The sequence below is a fragment of the Duganella sp. 3397 genome, assembly GCF_031456625.1.
GTDB classification, from domain to species: domain Bacteria; phylum Pseudomonadota; class Gammaproteobacteria; order Burkholderiales; family Burkholderiaceae_D; genus Rugamonas; species Rugamonas phyllosphaerae.
The window spans coordinates 566034-582673 of the sequence record NZ_JAVDVB010000005.1; the positions used below are offsets into that span (position 1 = coordinate 566034).

16 protein-coding genes are annotated in these 16640 nt (G+C 67.5%); 1 reads left to right on the plus strand and 15 read right to left on the minus strand.

The genetic code is table 11. The annotated features are described in order from the left end of the window. Nucleotides 1–150: 150 nt before the first annotated feature. From J2X54_RS18870 to J2X54_RS18930, 13 genes are all read right to left on the minus strand, one after another. Nucleotides 151–1398: a glycosyltransferase family 4 protein gene (locus J2X54_RS18870; protein ID WP_310182607.1), complete on the minus strand. Its 1248-nt coding sequence runs from the start codon at nucleotides 1396–1398 to the stop codon at nucleotides 151–153. Between the two features lie 9 nt (nucleotides 1399–1407). Then, complete coding sequence (locus J2X54_RS18875) at nucleotides 1408–2211, minus strand: hypothetical protein (protein WP_310182608.1); 804 nt, start codon at nucleotides 2209–2211, stop codon at nucleotides 1408–1410. After that, the gene (locus J2X54_RS18880) at nucleotides 2208–2927 is read right to left on the minus strand and encodes a hypothetical protein (RefSeq protein ID WP_310182609.1); all 720 of its coding nucleotides are present in this window, start codon (nucleotides 2925–2927) and stop codon (nucleotides 2208–2210) included. The genes J2X54_RS18875 and J2X54_RS18880 overlap by 4 nt, the downstream gene beginning before the upstream one ends. A gap of 7 nt (nucleotides 2928–2934) precedes the next feature. Further along, nucleotides 2935–3651, minus strand: a complete 717-nt coding sequence (locus J2X54_RS18885; RefSeq protein ID WP_310182610.1) for a hypothetical protein — start codon at nucleotides 3649–3651, stop codon at nucleotides 2935–2937. Continuing rightward, nucleotides 3638–4780, minus strand: coding sequence for a glycosyltransferase family 4 protein (locus J2X54_RS18890; RefSeq protein WP_310182611.1), 1143 nt, complete (start codon nucleotides 4778–4780; stop codon nucleotides 3638–3640). Before J2X54_RS18890 ends, J2X54_RS18885 begins: the two co-directional genes overlap by 14 nt. Before the next feature lies 1 nt (nucleotide 4781). After that, nucleotides 4782–6026: a hypothetical protein gene (locus tag J2X54_RS18895; RefSeq protein ID WP_310182612.1), complete on the minus strand. Its 1245-nt coding sequence runs from the start codon at nucleotides 6024–6026 to the stop codon at nucleotides 4782–4784. Beyond that, the gene (locus J2X54_RS18900; protein ID WP_310182613.1) at nucleotides 6013–7455 is read right to left on the minus strand and encodes a lipopolysaccharide biosynthesis protein; all 1443 of its coding nucleotides are present in this window, start codon (nucleotides 7453–7455) and stop codon (nucleotides 6013–6015) included. Before J2X54_RS18900 ends, J2X54_RS18895 begins: the two co-directional genes overlap by 14 nt. 14 nt (nucleotides 7456–7469) lie before the next feature. Then, complete coding sequence (locus J2X54_RS18905; protein WP_310182614.1) at nucleotides 7470–8564, minus strand: DegT/DnrJ/EryC1/StrS family aminotransferase; 1095 nt, start codon at nucleotides 8562–8564, stop codon at nucleotides 7470–7472. A 14-nt stretch (nucleotides 8565–8578) separates the two neighbouring features. Then, nucleotides 8579–9163: an acyltransferase gene (locus J2X54_RS18910; RefSeq protein WP_310182615.1), complete on the minus strand. Its 585-nt coding sequence runs from the start codon at nucleotides 9161–9163 to the stop codon at nucleotides 8579–8581. Nucleotides 9164–9172: 9 nt separating this feature from the next. Next, nucleotides 9173–10234, minus strand: coding sequence for a Gfo/Idh/MocA family oxidoreductase (locus tag J2X54_RS18915; protein ID WP_310182616.1), 1062 nt, complete (start codon nucleotides 10232–10234; stop codon nucleotides 9173–9175). Between the two features lie 66 nt (nucleotides 10235–10300). Then, a complete protein-coding gene (locus J2X54_RS18920; RefSeq protein WP_310182618.1) occupies nucleotides 10301–11968 on the minus strand; it encodes a polysaccharide biosynthesis protein in 1668 nt (555 codons plus the stop codon). Nucleotides 11969–12211: 243 nt separating this feature from the next. Continuing rightward, nucleotides 12212–12838: a metalloregulator ArsR/SmtB family transcription factor gene (locus tag J2X54_RS18925; RefSeq protein WP_310182620.1), complete on the minus strand. Its 627-nt coding sequence runs from the start codon at nucleotides 12836–12838 to the stop codon at nucleotides 12212–12214. Beyond that, on the minus strand, nucleotides 12835–14055 hold the full coding sequence (locus J2X54_RS18930; protein ID WP_310182622.1) for an MFS transporter: 1221 nt from the start codon (nucleotides 14053–14055) through the stop codon (nucleotides 12835–12837). The genes J2X54_RS18925 and J2X54_RS18930 overlap by 4 nt, the downstream gene beginning before the upstream one ends. A 113-nt stretch (nucleotides 14056–14168) precedes the next feature. Between J2X54_RS18930 and J2X54_RS18935 the strand changes: the two genes are divergently transcribed. Beyond that, nucleotides 14169–14663 (plus strand): hypothetical protein, encoded by a 495-nt coding sequence (locus tag J2X54_RS18935; protein ID WP_310182623.1) that lies wholly within the window; start codon nucleotides 14169–14171, stop codon nucleotides 14661–14663. Nucleotides 14664–14667: 4 nt separating this feature from the next. Here the strand turns inward: J2X54_RS18935 and J2X54_RS18940 are convergent, their stop codons facing one another. Continuing rightward, entirely contained in the window at nucleotides 14668–15693 is a 1026-nt protein-coding gene (locus J2X54_RS18940) for a transporter (protein WP_070245703.1), read from the minus strand. Between the two features lie 2 nt (nucleotides 15694–15695). Further along, nucleotides 15696–16535, minus strand: coding sequence for an HDOD domain-containing protein (locus J2X54_RS18945; protein ID WP_070245702.1), 840 nt, complete (start codon nucleotides 16533–16535; stop codon nucleotides 15696–15698). Nucleotides 16536–16640: the final 105 nt, after the last annotated feature.

Sequence of the window (16640 nt, forward strand, 5' to 3'; positions counted from 1 at the left end):
TGGTGGTATGGCTGTATGGCTGTGATGCTGTCTATGGATTCCCGCGTGCGCGGGAATGACGGATTTTTCGCTCACGGTACTGCGGGTGGTAGCGGGTGGTAGCGAGTGGTTGCGGGTTGTAGTGACTTTTGGCGCGCTGCTCAAGCTGGTTCAATGGGGCGGCGGGCCGGGGCGGCAGCACGCGTCGAGGTAGCGCTGCGCCAGCAGCCGGTAGTCGAGGTGGCGGCGGGCGTAATGGGCGCCGCGCTGGCCCAGTTGCTGGCGTTGCGGTGGCGGCAGGCTGGCCAGGCCGGTGATGGCGGCGGCCAGTGCGCCGGGGTCTTCGGGGGCGACGCTCACGCCGCAGCCGGCGTCGGCGACCGGGTCGTTGGCGGCGTCCACCGCGTGGATCACCGGGCGCGCCGCCATCAGGTAGTCGCCCAGCTTATTGGGCGAGATGCCGTAGCGGTACAGGGGCTGGCGCCGCCAGCCCAGGTAGGCGATGTCGAAGCTGCCCAGCAGCGCCGGCATGCAGGCCTTGGGCAATGGCGCCAGAAAATGCACGTGGTGCAGGCCGTCCAGGTCCACCCGCCGCTGCAGTTGCTGCTTGTCGGGGCCGGCGCCCGCCAGCACAAAGGCGAGCGGCTGGCTGCGCAGCAGGCTGGCGGCGTCGAGCAGGGTGTCGAGCGCGTTGGCGGTGCCGTGGCTGCCGGCGTAGCCGACCAGCGTGCGGCCCTGGGCGCGCAGGGTGGCCAGCAGCGACGTGACAGGTGCCGGCAGCGGCGGTGGCGCCGCTTCCCATTCGGCCGGTACCACGCCGTTGGGCACCACGTGCAGCTTGTGCGGCGCCATGCCGCGCGCCACCATGTGACCATCGGCGTGCGGCAGGATCGAGATCACGGTATCGGCGTGGCGATAGGCATAATCCTCGGCCGCCTGCATCACCCGGATGAACGGATGGCGCGGCGACATGCCCCCGAGTTCGATCGGTGACAGAGGCCACAGGTCATGCACCTCGAATACCAGGCGGGCGCCGGCCAGTGCGGCGATGCGGCGCGCGGGCCAGATATCGGCCGGGTAGGTGCTCGATGCGATCACCAGGTCGGGCCGCTCGGCGGCCAGCTGTTTCGACTGCTGGTACAGGCGCGCGATAAAGGCGGCGAGATTGGCTGCGCGCCCCGCGCCATTGCCTTCGTAGGCGGGCGTGGCCAGCCAGCGGTAGGCGATGCCGTCGATCTCTTCGTCCAGCACGGCGCGGCCGTTCAGCTGCGGTGCCTGGGCGCGCAGGTGCGAGGCGCTGGCCGCCACGATGCGTACCCGGTGGCCGGCACGCACCCACTCGCGCGCCAGGTAATAGGGGCGGTATTCCATGCCGTGGCGGATCGAGCCGGCGTAGTGATTGATCAGCAGGATGTTCACGGGAGCTCCTTACCAGCGCAGTGCGTCGAGCGCGCGCACCAGGTTCTTGTGACTGTTGGCGGCCCAGCCGGCGTGCCACTGCGACGGGTGCGTGAGCAGGCAGATGCGCCTGTGCCTGCCCAGCGCCGCCTGCGGCGCCACCGGGTGGAAGTAGCGCGGCGCCGGCTTGTCGCTGATGTACAGGTCAAAGCTCGACAGCAGTTCGTGGTCGTAGCACTCGGCGGCGATGCCGCAGCGGGCGCGCAGGTCGCTGTCGCCCAGCACCGCGCAATTGGTGATGCCCAGGCGCCGGTTGGCGAAGTCGCCGTGGCTGGCTACCGTGTGCAGCTTGCGGCCCAGCGTGGTCTCGATACGCTGGAAGTTGGCTTCGAATTCGGCGCGGATCTGGTCCAGCCGCGCGCTTACCTGTTCCGGGAGTTTCAGGTGCGTGCGTTTGGCATAGGTGGCCAGTTCCTCGTAGTGGTAGCTCGCTTCGCTGCCGTAATCCTCGATCGCTCGCATGAGGCCGAAGTCCAGCGTGGACAGGCGGAAGTAGTAGCTGGCGCGCACACCGTGGCGCTGCTCGATCTCGAACATGCGGCGGGCGGTGGCCAGGTCGGTGTCGATGTCGTGGCGGTGGACCAGCACCGGCGGCGATGACCAGCGGTGGCCGACGCCGTTGCCGCTGTTCTGGCTGCGCAGCACATGCAGCCAGCTGCGCACCGAAGTCTGGCGGTAGCCGTGATCGCGCGCCTGTGCCAGCAGGGCGTCGTAGTGCGGCAGCCGGCACGGCATCAGGTAGTCGGCATACAGCCGGTTCAGGATGGTTTTCATTGCAGTGTGTACCGCACGCGGTAGGGCGTGAAGCCGAGCAGGGTTTTGAATTGGCGCAGGCCGGGCTGGGCGCCGAAGAAGGTGTCGTACATCACGTAGTCGGGGCCGTCGCCGGAGCAACGTTCCGCCAGCAGCAGGTTGACGATGTCGGCGATCATCAGGTGCATCACGCCGTCGTTGTTGCGGTAGCCAAGCAGCTGGGCGAATGCGGCAAAGTTGCCGAAGCGGCCCATGTTGGCGTAGGCAACCAGCTGGCCGCACTTGTCGAACACGCCGAAGTAGCGGTAATGGCACTGCGGCTCGTAGCGGGCAGCTTTTTGCTGGTAGTGCGCATCCATCGGCCGGCCCTGGCGGTTTGGCACGCTGGTGTTGATGGCATGGATGGCGTCGAGGTATTCGTTGCGGTCAATCTGCGCCAGCCGGTAGCCGCGTTTGCGCGCCTTGCCCACGTAGCTGGCGGCGCCGCTGCAGGGGTATGCTGCATTGTCAGCCAGCAGGCGCAGGTCGATCAGCGCCACGCCGAACTGCTTGTGGCCGATCACCTTGTAGCGCGGATGGCGGCGGGTGAACAGTCGATAGGTATTGCGCACGTCCTCGGGATGGTAGCGGGTGTCGAAGCACAGCCTGGCGACAGGCAGGCGCGCCACGTCGAGCGCGAGTCGGCAGCCGCGCGTGAGCGGGGCAAAGCTGAACAGGTGAGTGAGCTTGGCGATCATGGAAACCTCATGCAATGGCGTAGCGGATACGGTAGGGCGCAAAGCCCAGCTTGCGCTTGAATTCGCGCAGGCCGGGCAGGGCCCCGAGGTAGGTGTCGTACATCAGGTAGTTGTAGCGGTGTTGGTCGATCAGGCGGCAGGCGATATCGGCCAGCAGCAGGTACATCACGCCGTCACTGTTGACGCCGAGCAGGCGATCGGTGGCGGCGAAGTCGCCGTAGATGCCCAGGTCGCAGTAGGCCACCAGCTTGCCGCTGGCATCGAGCACGCCGTAGTAGCGGAAACTGTCCACCGCCACGTAATGGTCGGTGCGGTCGGCGTAGGCCGGGTCCATCGGACGACCCTGGCGCACGTGTTGCGAGGTGTTGATGCGATGGATGTCGTCGATGTAATCGTTGCGGTCGATCTCGGCCACCGTGTAGCCGCGTGCACGGGCGCGCCGCGCCTGGTAGCCTGCATGGTCTTTTTGCGCCACCGACTGCAGGTAATCGGCGCCGCTGGCGAACGCGCGTAGGTCGATCAGCGCGACCCCCAGCGACTTGTTGCGCACGATGCGGTAACGCGGGTGCGGCATGGTGAAGCTGGCGTGGGTGCGCCGTACCAGCTCGGGATTGAGCGTGGCGTCGAAACACAGCCGGGCGCGTGGCAGGCGCACGATGTCGCCGATCAGTCGCAGCCGCGCCAGCACGGTGGGCCAGAATCCGGAATTGTCAGAGGTGGTCATAGAAGTCGATCAGCTTGGTGGACTGGCTGCGCCAGTTGTAGCGGGTGCGCACCGCGCGGCGGCCGTTTTCGCCCATGCGGCGGGCGATGTCCGGGTGGCCGGCCAGGTAGTCGATGGCGGCGGCTATCGCCGGCGGGTCGTACGGATCGACACACAGGCCGCAGGCGCCATCCGTGCCGCCCGCGCCGCTCACTGAGCCGTTGGCGCCATCGCCTTCGATGATCGCCCGCCAGCGCGGAAAGTCGGAGGCGATTACGGGTATGCCGGCAGCCATGTACTCGAACATCTTGACCGGCAGCGCGTCGAGGTGATTGAGCGTGGGGTGCAGCGTAACCAGTCCCGCGCGCGAGGCGCCCAGCAGCGCCGCCACGTCGCCGCGCGCCAGCTGGCCGAGGGCGTCGACGTGGCGCCAGCCGGGGCGGGCGCGCAGTTGCGCGGCCAGTGCCGGTTCGCTGAAAGCGCCGGCCAGCTGCAGCCGCACCGGGGTTTGCAGCAGTTCGCAGGCGCGCACCAGTTCGGCGATGCCGCGTATCGCCGAGAGCCCGCCGGCGTAACACACTTGCAGCGGCTTGTCGGCCCAGGCCAGGTCGGCGCCGAATTCCTCGGGCATCGGGTAGTTGTTGATGTCCACGGTGGCGCGGTTGATGCGCTCGAACCGTTCGCGGATGAACGGCGTGGCCGTGATCACGCCATCGAGCCGGCGGCAGGCCTGGTGCTCGAACCGTGCATAGGCGGCGGCCAGCGCGCGCCGCGCCCAGGGCGGCAGGTAGGGCTTGCCGAGCAGCTGGCGCGGCACGTCTTCGTGGGCGTCGAAGATCACCTTGCAGCCGTGGCGTTGCAGCAGCAGGCCAGCCGGCAGCAGCTCGGGATCGTGCAGCTGCACCACGTCGGGCGCCAGCGCCAGCGCGCAGCGGTAGACCCGGGTGGTGGCCGAGATCATCCGTTGCAGCCGTCCGCGCGCGGCCCCCGCATCGACGATATGCACGCCATGGCAATGTTCGTCGCCACGGCCGTCGGCCACCACCAGCGTGACCCGGTGGCCGTGGTCGGCCAGCGTGCGGCACTGCTTGCCGAAGATGCGGGCGTCGTGACGCGGATGGGCAGACGTCAGGTGGGCGATGCTGAGCATGTCAATCTCCGGCGCGGTACCGCGCATAAGCGCCCAGCGCGGCGCCGATCAGCATGTCGCTGAAAAAATGCGACAGGCACAGTAGCAGCAGGGTGCTGGCCAAGAGGCTCCAGGCCAACAGGAAACGGTGGTCGCGGCTGGTGCGTCCACCCAGCAGGTAGCCGTGGATGGCCAGGTGCGTGAGCGGGTAAAGCAGTAACGCCAGCAGCGCTGCAAAGCCCAGCAGGCCCAGGTCCACCCACGCCGACAGGATGTTGTGGGCATAGCGCCCACTCGGGTAGCTGCCGTAGTCGCCCAGAATTGGATGGTCGGCGATGGTGCGCAGCGCCTGTTCGGTCAGTGCATGGCGCGCGCTGGCCGACGTGGAGTGCGACAGGTCGAGCAGTTCCAGGGTGCGGTTGCCCGGCACTGCCGCCACCAGCGCATCGAGATTGAGCTGCAACAGCATGATGGCCCCTGCCATCAGCACCAGCATGGCCAGGCGCGAACGGGCCGCGTGCAGCTCGAACAAGGGGATCAGGAACAGCAAGGCGCCGAACTCGCTGCGTGCGGTGTTGATGTACAGCGTGGGCAGGCCCAGCGCATACAGCGCCCAGCGCAGCGCCGCGCGCCGCGTGCAGGCCAGCAGCACCACCATCGGCAGCAGGTACGAACGCGAGAACCCCTGGTAGGTGGCCACGCTTTCCGGGTCGCGCGCGGCGCCCAGTGCGGCGAGGTAAAACGTGCCATCGACCGCGTAGGCGAACACCACTGCCGACATGGCCGCCAGGCTGGCCAGCAGCATGACCTGAAAACGTTTCGATTCAAAGTCGAGGGTCTTGAAGATCACGAACAGCAGGAACATGTACAGCAGGCCCAGGGTATGGTGGCTGGTGGCGCCACCGCCAGCCAAGCCCATGTGCAGCACGATGATGGCGGCGTAGTAGGCCAGGAAGGCCAGCCACGCGACATCGACCCGGTGCACGCGCCAGCCTTGCGCGCTCATGCGCAGCAGGTAGGACAGCAGCAGCGGCGGCAACATCAGCAGCGAAATCCAGGCAAAGTAGCCGCCCAGGTAGGCGCGGATCAGGCCCAGTCCGAGCAGCGTCTGGTAGGCGAAAAAGCCGGGGAACAGCAGCCAGAATGCCAGTTCGGCCCAGGTCGGCCCGAGCAGACTGAGCAGACCTGGCGCACCGGCGCGGCTGCCGGCCGCATGGACCTGCGCCAGCGGCGTCGACTGGAAGGTGATCGCGTCAGCCGGCAACATGGAGCCTCCGGCCCGACGGGCGCTCGCGTGCGTAGCGGTAAGACAGGTGCAGGTACACCAGGTACAGCAGCGAATAGCCGATGCTGTAGGCCAGCACATTGTGCGCCAGCGACAGCGGTGCCACGAAGGCAGCCACCGTGGTGGCAAACAGCGCGACCTGCCATAGCAGCTCGATCTTTTGCCGGCCCGCCACCGAGAATACGTAGCTGAGCGGTCCGGCGACAAAATTGAGGAAGAACAGCGGCGCCATGATTTGCGCCAGTTCGCCGGCGCCGCGCCAGGCCGGCCCGAACACCAGGCCGAACAAGGCGGGGGAGGCCAGCCACAGCACCAGCGCCGGCGCCGCGCCCAGCGCCAGCAGCACGCGCAGCGCGTGACGGTAGGCGGGGCGGCAGTCGCCATGCTCCTGGTACTGGCGTACCGATTCGCGCTTGAACACTTCCAGCACCGAGGCCGCCAGCAGCGAAATCGGCGCGGCCAGCACGCGCTGGGTGAGCGCAAACAACCCGGCCGCCATCACGCCGTGGCGCGCGCCGATGATCAGCAGCGGCAACTGGCCGACGGCCGCGTTGAGCAGACTCGATGGCAAAGTGAAACGCCAGAAGGCGCGGTGGCGGCGCAGGTAGCGGCGCTGCGCGGTGGTGGGCAGCAGGGCGGCCAGGTTTTGGCGGCGCAGCCGGCGCAGGTAAGCCAGCCATCGCAAGGCTGCGCTACTGGCGACTGCGGCCGCGTTGCTTGCTCCAGCGGCATTGACATCGTCAGCTTGCCGCGCCGTGATGCCGGAACCGAAGCGGCGCAGCGGCAAGTTCAGCAGCCGGCGCGCAGCCACCAGGCCGACGGCCATGCCCGCCAACTGGCCGGCCAGCAGGGCGTCGCCGCCGGCACCGGCCAGGTGCGAGGTCAGCCAGGGCAGCCCCGTCAGCAAAGCCAGTAGCGCCAGCTGCACCCCGGCCACGCCACCGGCGGCCACGATGCGCGCCTTGGCGGCAGCGGCAAAGCCGTTGTGCGAGGCGGCGTAAGCCAGCGTGGTCTGCATGCCGGCGGTGAGCCACGCCGCCAGGCCCAGCGTCAGTATGCCTGGCCACGACAGGGCGACCAGGTCCAGCCACCGCGCCGCCAACAGCGCCACCGTCAGCACCACCGCCAGCCAGCTTGACGACCATGCCACCACGCCAAAGCACAGCCGCTGGCGGATGCGGCCCGGATCGACCACCATCGCGAACTCCATGCGCAAGGTGGCCGCCACGGCGGCAATGGCGACGATGCCCAGCCACACGCTGAACGCGCCCAGTTCGGCCGGGGTGCACAGCCGTGTGATCAGTGGCGCGGCCACGATGGGCAACGCCTGCGCGGCCAGCGACCCGCCCAGGACCGTGAGCAGGTGCTTCCAGAAGGTGGGCAGGGTGGTCAGGGCGGTCATGGCGGTCATCCCGGCTCAAGCAGTCAGGCGTCGAGCGCGGCCAGCACGGTGGCGGCCACGCGGGCTACGTCGGCCTGGCCCAGGTGCGGTCCCATCGGCAGGCTCAGCACCCGCCCGGCCAGCAGCTCGGCCACCGGGCAGGAGACGTCGTCGTAGCGCAGGTAGGCCGGCTGCAGGTGGATCGGCTGCGGGTAGTGCACCACGCTGGGGATGCCGGCGGCCGTGAGCGCGGCCTGCACCGGTTGGCGGCGCGGCGGCACGATGGTGTACTGGGCCCAGGCGCTGGCCTCGCCGCCACCCAGGGTTTCGACACGGCTGCCGAAACAGCGGTCGTAGGCGGCAGCCACGCGGCGGCGGGCGGCGATCTCGTCGTCGAAGGTGGGCAGCTTGGCCAGCACCACCGCGCATTGCAGGGTGTCCATGCGGCCGCCCACGCCTACGCGGGTGTGGCGATAGCGCTCGGCCTGGCCGTGGATGCGGATCTCGCGCATGGCGCGCGCCAGTTCGTCGTCGCTGGTGAAGATGGCGCCGCCGTCGCCGTAGCAACCGAGCGGTTTGCTGGGGAAAAAGCTGGTGCAGCCGATGGTGGACAGGTTGCCGCTGCGCTGGCCGCCGGTTTGGCCAGGATAACTGGCGCCAAAGCTTTGCGCGCCATCCTCGATCACGGCCAGGCCGTGGCGGCGGGCGATGTCGTTGATGGCGTCCATGTCGGCCGGCTGGCCATACAGGGAGACGGGCATGATGGCGCGGGTGCGCGCGCCGATGCGGCGCCCGACGCGGGCCGGGTCGAGATTGCCGGTGGCGCGCTCGACATCGACAAACACCGGCCGCGCGCCAGCGAGCACGATGGCTTCGGCCGTGGCGATGAACGAAAACGGCGTGGTGATCACCTCGTCGCCGGGCTGCACACCGAGCGCCATCAGGGAAATGAGCAGCGCCTCGGTGCCGGACGAGACGGTGATGCAGTGGCGCGCGCCACAGTACTCGGCCAGTTGCGCTTCCAGCTGCGCCACCTCGGGTCCCATGATGTACTGGCCGTGGTCAAGCACGCGCTGGATGCCGGCCTTGATATCGTTGCGCAGCAAGTCGTATTGCTGTTTCAGGCTCGTGAATTCCATCTGTCTCTCCTGGATTAGCTTGCTGTTTGAACGGTGCAGACACCGCCCGCCACCGTGTACACGTCGCCGGTGTGCGGGCAGCGCGCCTTTCCATCGCCGGCGCGCGGCAGGTCGAGGCGATCGCCGTGGCGGCTGACCCAGCCGATGTGGCGCGCCGGCACCCCGGCCATCAGTGCGAAATCGGCCACGTCTCGAGTGACCACGGCGCCGGCGCCGATCATCGCGTATGCGCCGATGGTCACGCCGCACACCACGGTGGCGTTGGCGCCGATCGACGCGCCCCTTCGCACCAGCGTGCGCCGGTACTCGTGCTTGCGCACCACGGCCGCGCGCGGATTGTGGACGTTGGTGAAGACCATGCTGGGACCGCAGAACACGTCGTCTTCCAGTACCACGGCGTCGTACACCGAGACGTTGTTCTGGATCTTGACGTTGTGGCCGATGACGACGTCATTGCCGATGAAAACGTTCTGGCCCAGCGAGCATTGGCTGCCGATGCGCGCACCGCCGCACACGTGGCTGAAGTGCCAGACGCGGGTGCCGGCGCCCAGCACCGCGCCGGCATCGACTATCGCGCTGGCGTGCACAAGGTTGTCCATGGTGCTCTCCTAGTAGTCGAGCGGCAGCGCCACGCGGCGGCCGTCGCGCGCGGAGCGGTAGGCGGCGATCAGCACTTCCAGCGATTTCAGTCCTTCGCGCCCGTCGGTTTCCGGCTCGGCCTCGCCGCGCAGCACCTTGACCACGTTGTCGTAGTAGAGCGGGTGGCCGAAGCCGTAGACCGAGGCGGTTTCGTAGCTGGCCTGTTGGACTTTGGCGTCGTCGTCGTGGGGTACGGCAAAGTCCCATTGCTGCACTTCGTTGACGGCTACGCCGCCGATGCGCGCGGTGCCCGTCTCGCCGAGGATGGTAATGCTGCCCTCGAGGTTGTGCGGGTAGGCCAGCATGGTGACGTTCATGGAGCCGAGCGCGCCGTTGCGCCAGCGCAGGCTGATCACGCCGGTGTCTTCCACTTCGATGTCGCGCGCCAGGGTGGCGGTGTACGCTTGCAGGCTCTCGATCGGGCCGATGATCCAGTCGAGCAGGTCGACATAATGGCTGGCCTGGTTCATGAAGGCGCCGCCGTCGAACTCCCAGGTGCCGCGCCACGGCGCGCTGTTGTAATAGCTTTGCGGGCGAGTCCAGAACACGTTGAGATTGACCATGTAAATACGGCCGAAGCGCTTTTGGTCCACCGCGCGCTTGAGCAGTTGCAGCGTGGCGTTGCGGCGGTTCTGCTTGACCACGAACATGCGCACGCCGGCTGCATCGCACGCGCCTACCATGCGCTTGGCGTCCTCCCAGCGCGTGGCCATCGGCTTTTCGGTGATGACGTGGCGGCCAGCCCGCGCTACCCGCACCGCCTGGTCCGGGTGCAGCCCCGACGGCGTGGTGATGATGCAGGCGTCGATATCGCTGCGCGCGAGCATGTGGTCGAGGTTGTCGAACGGGACGGCGCCGGTGTCGGTAGCGGCGCAGTCGAGGGCGGCGGCATCGACGTCGCACACGGCGACCAGTTCGCAGCGGTCGGCATGCTGGGCCAGCGCGCCAAAATGGTTGCGGGCGATACGGCCGCACCCGACCAGGGCGAAGCGCAGCTTGCGGTCGGTGACGGCAGGGCAGAATTGACGCATGGGGCTACTCCTTGCGGTGGAATAAAGATCTGGAACGACAATTGGAAGCACAGTCAGGAAGCAAAATCAGGAAGCGTGGACCGCCACCGGCGCCACGGCCGCCACCGGTTGCACGCGCAGACGGCGCAGCGCAGCCTCGCTGTCGGCGCTGCGCACGGCGGTTTGCGGCGTGAATTCGGTGATGATGGTCTTGAGCATGGCCTCGATCAGGCAGCGGTCGTTGCTGGCGCAAGCCACCAGCAGCAGTTCCAGGTACTGGTCGAGCAGGGCGGCGGGCAGCGCCTGTTCCTTCATGCGCAGGATGCGCGGGTGGCGGCTGGGGGTGGCGCCGTCGGCGATGAGCAGCTCTTCCTGCAGCTTTTCTCCGGGGTACAGGCCGACGTAACGGATTTCGATGTCGCCCTGCGGATAGTGCGGGGTGCGCTCGGTCAGGCCGGCCAGCGCAATCATGCGCCGCGCCAGGTCGACGATGCGCAGCGGCGCGCCCATGTCGAGCACGAACACCTCGCCGCCTTCGGCCATGGCGCCGGCCTGGATCACCAGTTGTGCGGCCTCCGGGATCAGCATGAAGTAGCGTTCCATGGCGGCGTCGGTGATGGTGAGCGGGCCACCTTGCTGCAACTGCTGGCGAAACAGCGGTACCACCGAGCCGGACGATCCCAGCACGTTGCCGAAGCGGACCATGCTGAACGTGGTGGCGCCGGAAGCATCATCTTGCGCGGCCTGGAACACCAGTTCCGACAGGCGCTTGCTGGCGCCCATGATGGTGCTGGGCCGTACCGCCTTGTCGGACGAGACCAGCACGCAGGTGTGCACGCCGTGGCGCGCGGCGGCGGCAGCGACGTTGCGGGCGCCGACGACGTTGTTGCGCAGTCCCTCGACCATATTGGTTTCGACGATGGAGACGTGCTTGTAAGCCGCCGCGTGGTAGATGGTGTGGATGGCCGCGTGGCCCATCACGCGTTCGAGCATGCGTTCGCTGCACACGGAGCCCAGGTGGGCGTGCAGCACCAGTTGCGGCCAGCTTGTGCGCAGTTCCTGGGCGATGGTATAGAGCGCGAACTCGCTGTGATCGACCAGGTGCAGGCAGCGCGGCGCCAGGCTGGCGATTTGCCGGCACAATTCGCTGCCGATCGAGCCGCCGGCACCGGTGACCAGCACGTTCCTGCCGCGCACGCAGCGGGCGAAGAGCGCGCTGTCGGGCTGCACCGGCGGGCGGCCCAGCAGTTGTTCGGGGGCGAAGTCGGGCAGGGGGAGGCGCGCGGCGCGATCGAGCGTTGGCGGTACCTGGTGATGCAGGAGCGAGCGCAGCAGGGCGCGCATGCCGGCGCGCGAGGCGATCAGGTACAACATCGCCAGCGGCCAGTACATGGCCAGCACCGGGCCGGGAATGCGCGCCACCGCGCCATCCTTGGTCAGCAGGTACAGCGCGACAATGGCCGCGCCCAGCGCCAGGCCGGCCAGGATGAGCGTGCGCTGTTCGAGCTGGCGCAGGGCGGCGCCGTACAGCGATGCAATCGACAGCGCCGAGACGCTGAGCGCGGTGAGCAGAAAGGCGGCGGGCCACGGCGGCATGGCGCCGGTGATGACTGCCATCGCCAGCACCAGGCACAGGGGCAATGCCGCGCCATCGGCCACGCACATCAGCAGGCGTTTGCCGCTGCGGTTGATGGCGGCCAGCCGCACGCACAGCTGGCGGAATAAAACAGCGGGGTATTGGACGGAAACGGACATTGTGCGGTACCTTCAAAAAGCATGCGAGGCCTGGGTGGGCGGCTCGGGATGCACTGATTGTCGGCTGACCAGCACTGAGGGACTTGACTCCCGTCAAACGGCCACACGGAGCTTGTCCATGCGGCTTGACAACTAATTTCCTGTTCCTACTATTTTCCGGAATTAAAGTTTATTTGGAGACCATTTGGAGGGTCTAACAAAACCTTCAGAGCAAGGCGCAGCAACGTCGCTATGGAGGTTTTGTCAGACGCTCTTGATGACGTAAACGCAGCGTCTCGCGCCGTTGAGCATGTGCTCCACGCGTCCAACCGAGCAATCGCTGCCCAGCACGCGCTGGAACAAGTCCAGCTCCGAGCGGCAGAATTGCTGGCACTGGCGCGCGGCCGCGCAGATCGGGCAGTGGTTTTCGATCAGGAGCAGGGCGCCGTCATCGGCGGTTTGCACTTCCGCCATATAGCCTTCCACGCTGCGCGCCTGCACCAGCGCGGCCACGCGGTCGGGCAGGGCGCGGGCCCCGGCTGCGGCCAGGTGCTGGCGGTACTGCTGCTCGCTGACCTGCTCGCGCGAGGCGATCAGCTGGTCGAGGCCCGCGTCGCCGAACAACTGGCGCACCTGGGCGATCAGCTGCACCGTCAGATCGGCGTGGCGGTCGGGGAAGCGCGCGTGGCCCGCTTCCGTCAGCAGCCAGCGCCGCGATGGACGACCAGGTTTGTCGGCCACGTCCTCGTAAGTGAGCATGCCTTTTTCCTGCCACGCTTCGAGCTGGCGGCGTGCGCCCATCGAGGTGAGGTCGAGCAGCGCGGCCAGCTGCTGCGCGGTTTGCGGGCCGCGTGTCTTGATCAGGAACAGCGCCTGGTCGGCGGTGTTCATGACAGCGCTCCTGCCGCCGGCACCGCCTGCTGCAGGCTGTAATGCCAACGTTGCAGGCGCCATGCCGACCACGCGCCCAGGGCGGCCGACAGCAGCAGGATCAGGCGCGTGTCGATCAGCGTGAGCACCGCCCCGATCAGCGCCATCACGATATTGGCCAGGCAGAAAGTGGTGGAGATCAGGCCCATCACCGCGCCCTGGCCATGGGCGCCGAAGCGCTCGGCGCACCAGTGCGGCACGATGCTGCTGTGGAAGGCGTGCGGTATGCCGAACAGCACGATGGCGGCCAGGCCGATGTTGGCGTCGCCCACCGCGAGCACCGCGATCAGGCTTGACGTCACGTACGCGAAGCCGCGCGCCCGCAGCAGCGGCTCGCCCGCGAACTTGCGGCCGGCGATGATCGTCGTGGCGGTCATTACCGCGCACATCGCGGCCGTGGCCCAGGCGATGCCGCGCGGGCCGTAGCCCGGCACTTCCACCAGCCACAGCGGATAGAACTCGTAGAAGCCGGTCACGCAGCAGCTGTAGGCCAGCGTGATAATGAACAGCGTGCGCAGTTCCGGCTCGCGCAGCAAATTGAGGGCGTGGCGGTGGCGCGCCACCTGCCACCACGAGGTGGTGGCGGCCGACGGCGCTTCGTGCGGCAGCGCCTTGGCCACCAGCACGGCGGTGCCCAGCAGCAGGACCACGGCGATCCAGAACGGCGTGGTAACGCCATACCCCAGCGTGAAGCCGGCCATCAGCGGCCCGACCAGCCAGCCCATGTAGAACGCGCCGTTGAGCCACGACAGCGCCTTGCGGCGCAAGTCGCCTTCCAGTTTATCGGCCAGCATGGCGCGCGCCACCGAGCCGTTACCTTCCAGTAGGCCAGTGATGAAGCGCGCCACGATAAACAGCGGGAACGATTCGAGCACCAGCGCCAGCGCGGTGATGGCGTGGCCGATGGCCGCACCGACGGCGGTCACCAGCAGCACCGGCCGGCGGCCATAGCGGTCGGACATGGGACCGAGCAGCGCGGAGCCGATCAACAGGCCCAGCGGATTGATGGTCAGCGCCAGGCCCAACAGCAGCTTCGGCGGCAGGCCGAGGAAGGTGTTGAGGCCGTTGGCGGTGCCGTCCGCAAACAGCGGTGCCAGGATCGGGTACGGCAGCGCGGCGCCGACCGTGGAGAGCAGTGCCAGCAGGCAGGCGCTGCTGATGAGCAGGGAGTTTTTCATGACGTTACTGTAACGGCGCACCCAACATAAGTAAACAAAAATGTTTATTAATTACCGGGGCCGCAAGCGCACGGTATGATGGCGCTCTTTTTACGGAGCGAAAATGGCGGAGCATGATCAGCAAGTGGCGTAACTGGTTCGGCGGCCGGCGTGGCGGGGTGTTCTTCCTGCTGCTCGGCATCGGCATCATCGGCATCTTCATCGCGCTCGAACTGCGCCTGCCCAGCGCCGCGCAATTGCAGACCGTCACCGGCCGGGTGGACTGGACCTACGACAGCCGGGGCGCCATGTATTTTGCCGCCCGCACCACGCCGCAGCAGTTCGTGGTGCACGTGAAGGGTGACGCCGATGGTCGCTTGCGCGCGGCGCTGCGCTCGGCCACCAGGCTGTACCCGGTCACGGTGCGCTTCGACCCCAGGCAAACCAACCATCCGGGCTTTTTGCCGGGCGACTTTCACGTGGCGTACGGCGTCTCGGTGGGCGGCAAGGAGGTCACCAGCCTGGACGACGTGCGCGCCAGCTACCGGCGCGACAACCTGGTGGCGCTGGCGATGGGACTGGTGTTCATGCTGCTGGGCGCGCAGCGCTTGTACATCTATCGCGACTGAAAACTCAGCGGAGATCGCGCTGGCGGCGGAAAGCGAGCCAGCCGGCGATTGCCGTAAAGCTGGCCACGATCAGCACCACCACCAGGAAGCCGTGCGGCGCGTCGGCCAGCGGGATCCCGCCCACGTTCATGCCCAGCAGGCCGGCGATGATGTTGATCGGCAGGGCCAGCACGGTCACGATGGTCAGCACGAACAGGCTGTGGTTGTTGCCCTCGTTGACCAGCGCCGCGATTTCTTCCTGGATCAGCTTGATCCGCTCCTGCAGCGAGGCCATGTCGGCCAGCACCATCGAGAATTCCTCGGTGGACTGGCGCAGTTCCTGGGCGTCGATCTCGGCCACCCAGGCCGGCGGCCTTTGCAGCAGCCGGAACAGCGCGGCCGGTTCGGGCGCCAGCAGCCGGCGCAGGCGTACCAGCACCCGGCGCAGTTCGCCCAGGCTGGCGCGCTTGGTATTGAGTTTGCCGGCCAGCAGATTGTCTTCGATGCTGTCCACGGTGGCGATCGCGTGGCGCACGATCTTGATCAGCGCGTCGGCCTGGTCGCGCAGCAGGTGGATCAGCAGTTCCACCGACGAGCGGATCGGTTCGCCATTGCGCACCGCGTTGCGCAAGCTGTCGATGGCGCGCAGCGGCTTGCGGCGGGCGCTGATGACCACCTGCTTGTCCACGCTCAGCCACAGGGTGGAGATGTCGGACGGGTCGAACGAAAAATCGTGCAGCACGTCGTTGACCACGGCGATCAGCGTGTTGTCGGCCACTTCGATGCGGGTGGAGCGCGGTCCTTCGTGCAGGCTCTCGTAGAATTCCTCGGGCAGCGACAGGTGCTCGTTGAGCCACTTCTCGCTGGCGGTATTGGCCAGGTTGTAGTGCAGCCAGATGAACTCCGCCGGGTGCTGCTCGCGGTTGTCCAGCCACGCGCAGGCTTCGTCGGCGTTGAGCGGCATGCCCACGCCTTCCTGGGCGCGGCCGAACACGTAGCCGCACACCAGGCCCGACGCGTCGGAACCGTAGGACAGGGGCGCTTGCTGCATGCTCACACCAGCAGCGCGGCGCTCATCTCGGCGGCGTTGTCGCGCGCCTGCTTGAGCAGCGCCTGCATGCGCTCCGCGTCGATGAACAAATCGATCGCCGATTCGGAATGCGGCGGCAGATCGCGCTCGGCTTCCTGCAGCGGCGAGCGCACCGGTGTGAGCAGGTTGGCCAGCAGCAGCGTGTCTTGCAGCGAGTCGGGCGGGATCGACATGAAGGCGTCGCGCAGGCCTTCGATGGCGTCGGCCACCGGCTCGGGGATGCACAGCTTGCGCATTACCTCGCGGGTGATGATTTCTTCGCTGGCCGAGTGCCAGTTTTCCGGGTCTTCTTCGAGCAGGCCGGGGAACTCGTCGGCGCGCGAGAGCAGGTAGAAGCCGCCCACCTCGTGCACGATGCCGGCAAACAGCGCGGTGTCTTCGTTGACGCCGGTGACCTCGCGCGCGATCAGGCGCGCCAGCGCGGCGACGGCGATGGTGTGGTCCCACAGCTGTTCGGCCTTGACGCGCAGCGCCGGGTCCACGAGCTTGCTGCCGAACTGGCGCACCACCATGGCGGCGGCCAGCGCGAACAGGTTCTGGTAGCCGATGCGCATGATGGCGCCGCGCACGTTGGTGACCACCGGCGCACCGGCGCGCGCGAACATGGCGGAGTTGGAGATGGCGACGGTGCGCGCGGCCAGCGTGGGCTCGGCCAGCACCAGGCTGATCGCCTTGTCGATCGGGCAATCGGGATCGTCGAGGGCAAGCTGCACCCGCAAGGCGGCGTTGACGCTGGTGGGAAATACCAGTTCGCCACGGATGGCCATGGCCGCAATATGGCCGAATGCTTCGAGTTTATTCATGATCAAAATTATACGCACGCCAGCGCACAAGCTCAACGCCATGTTGGCCTGCGCGTGCCTCGATTCACGAATATAGGTCGCAATGCAACAGTGTTAATGTTGAAA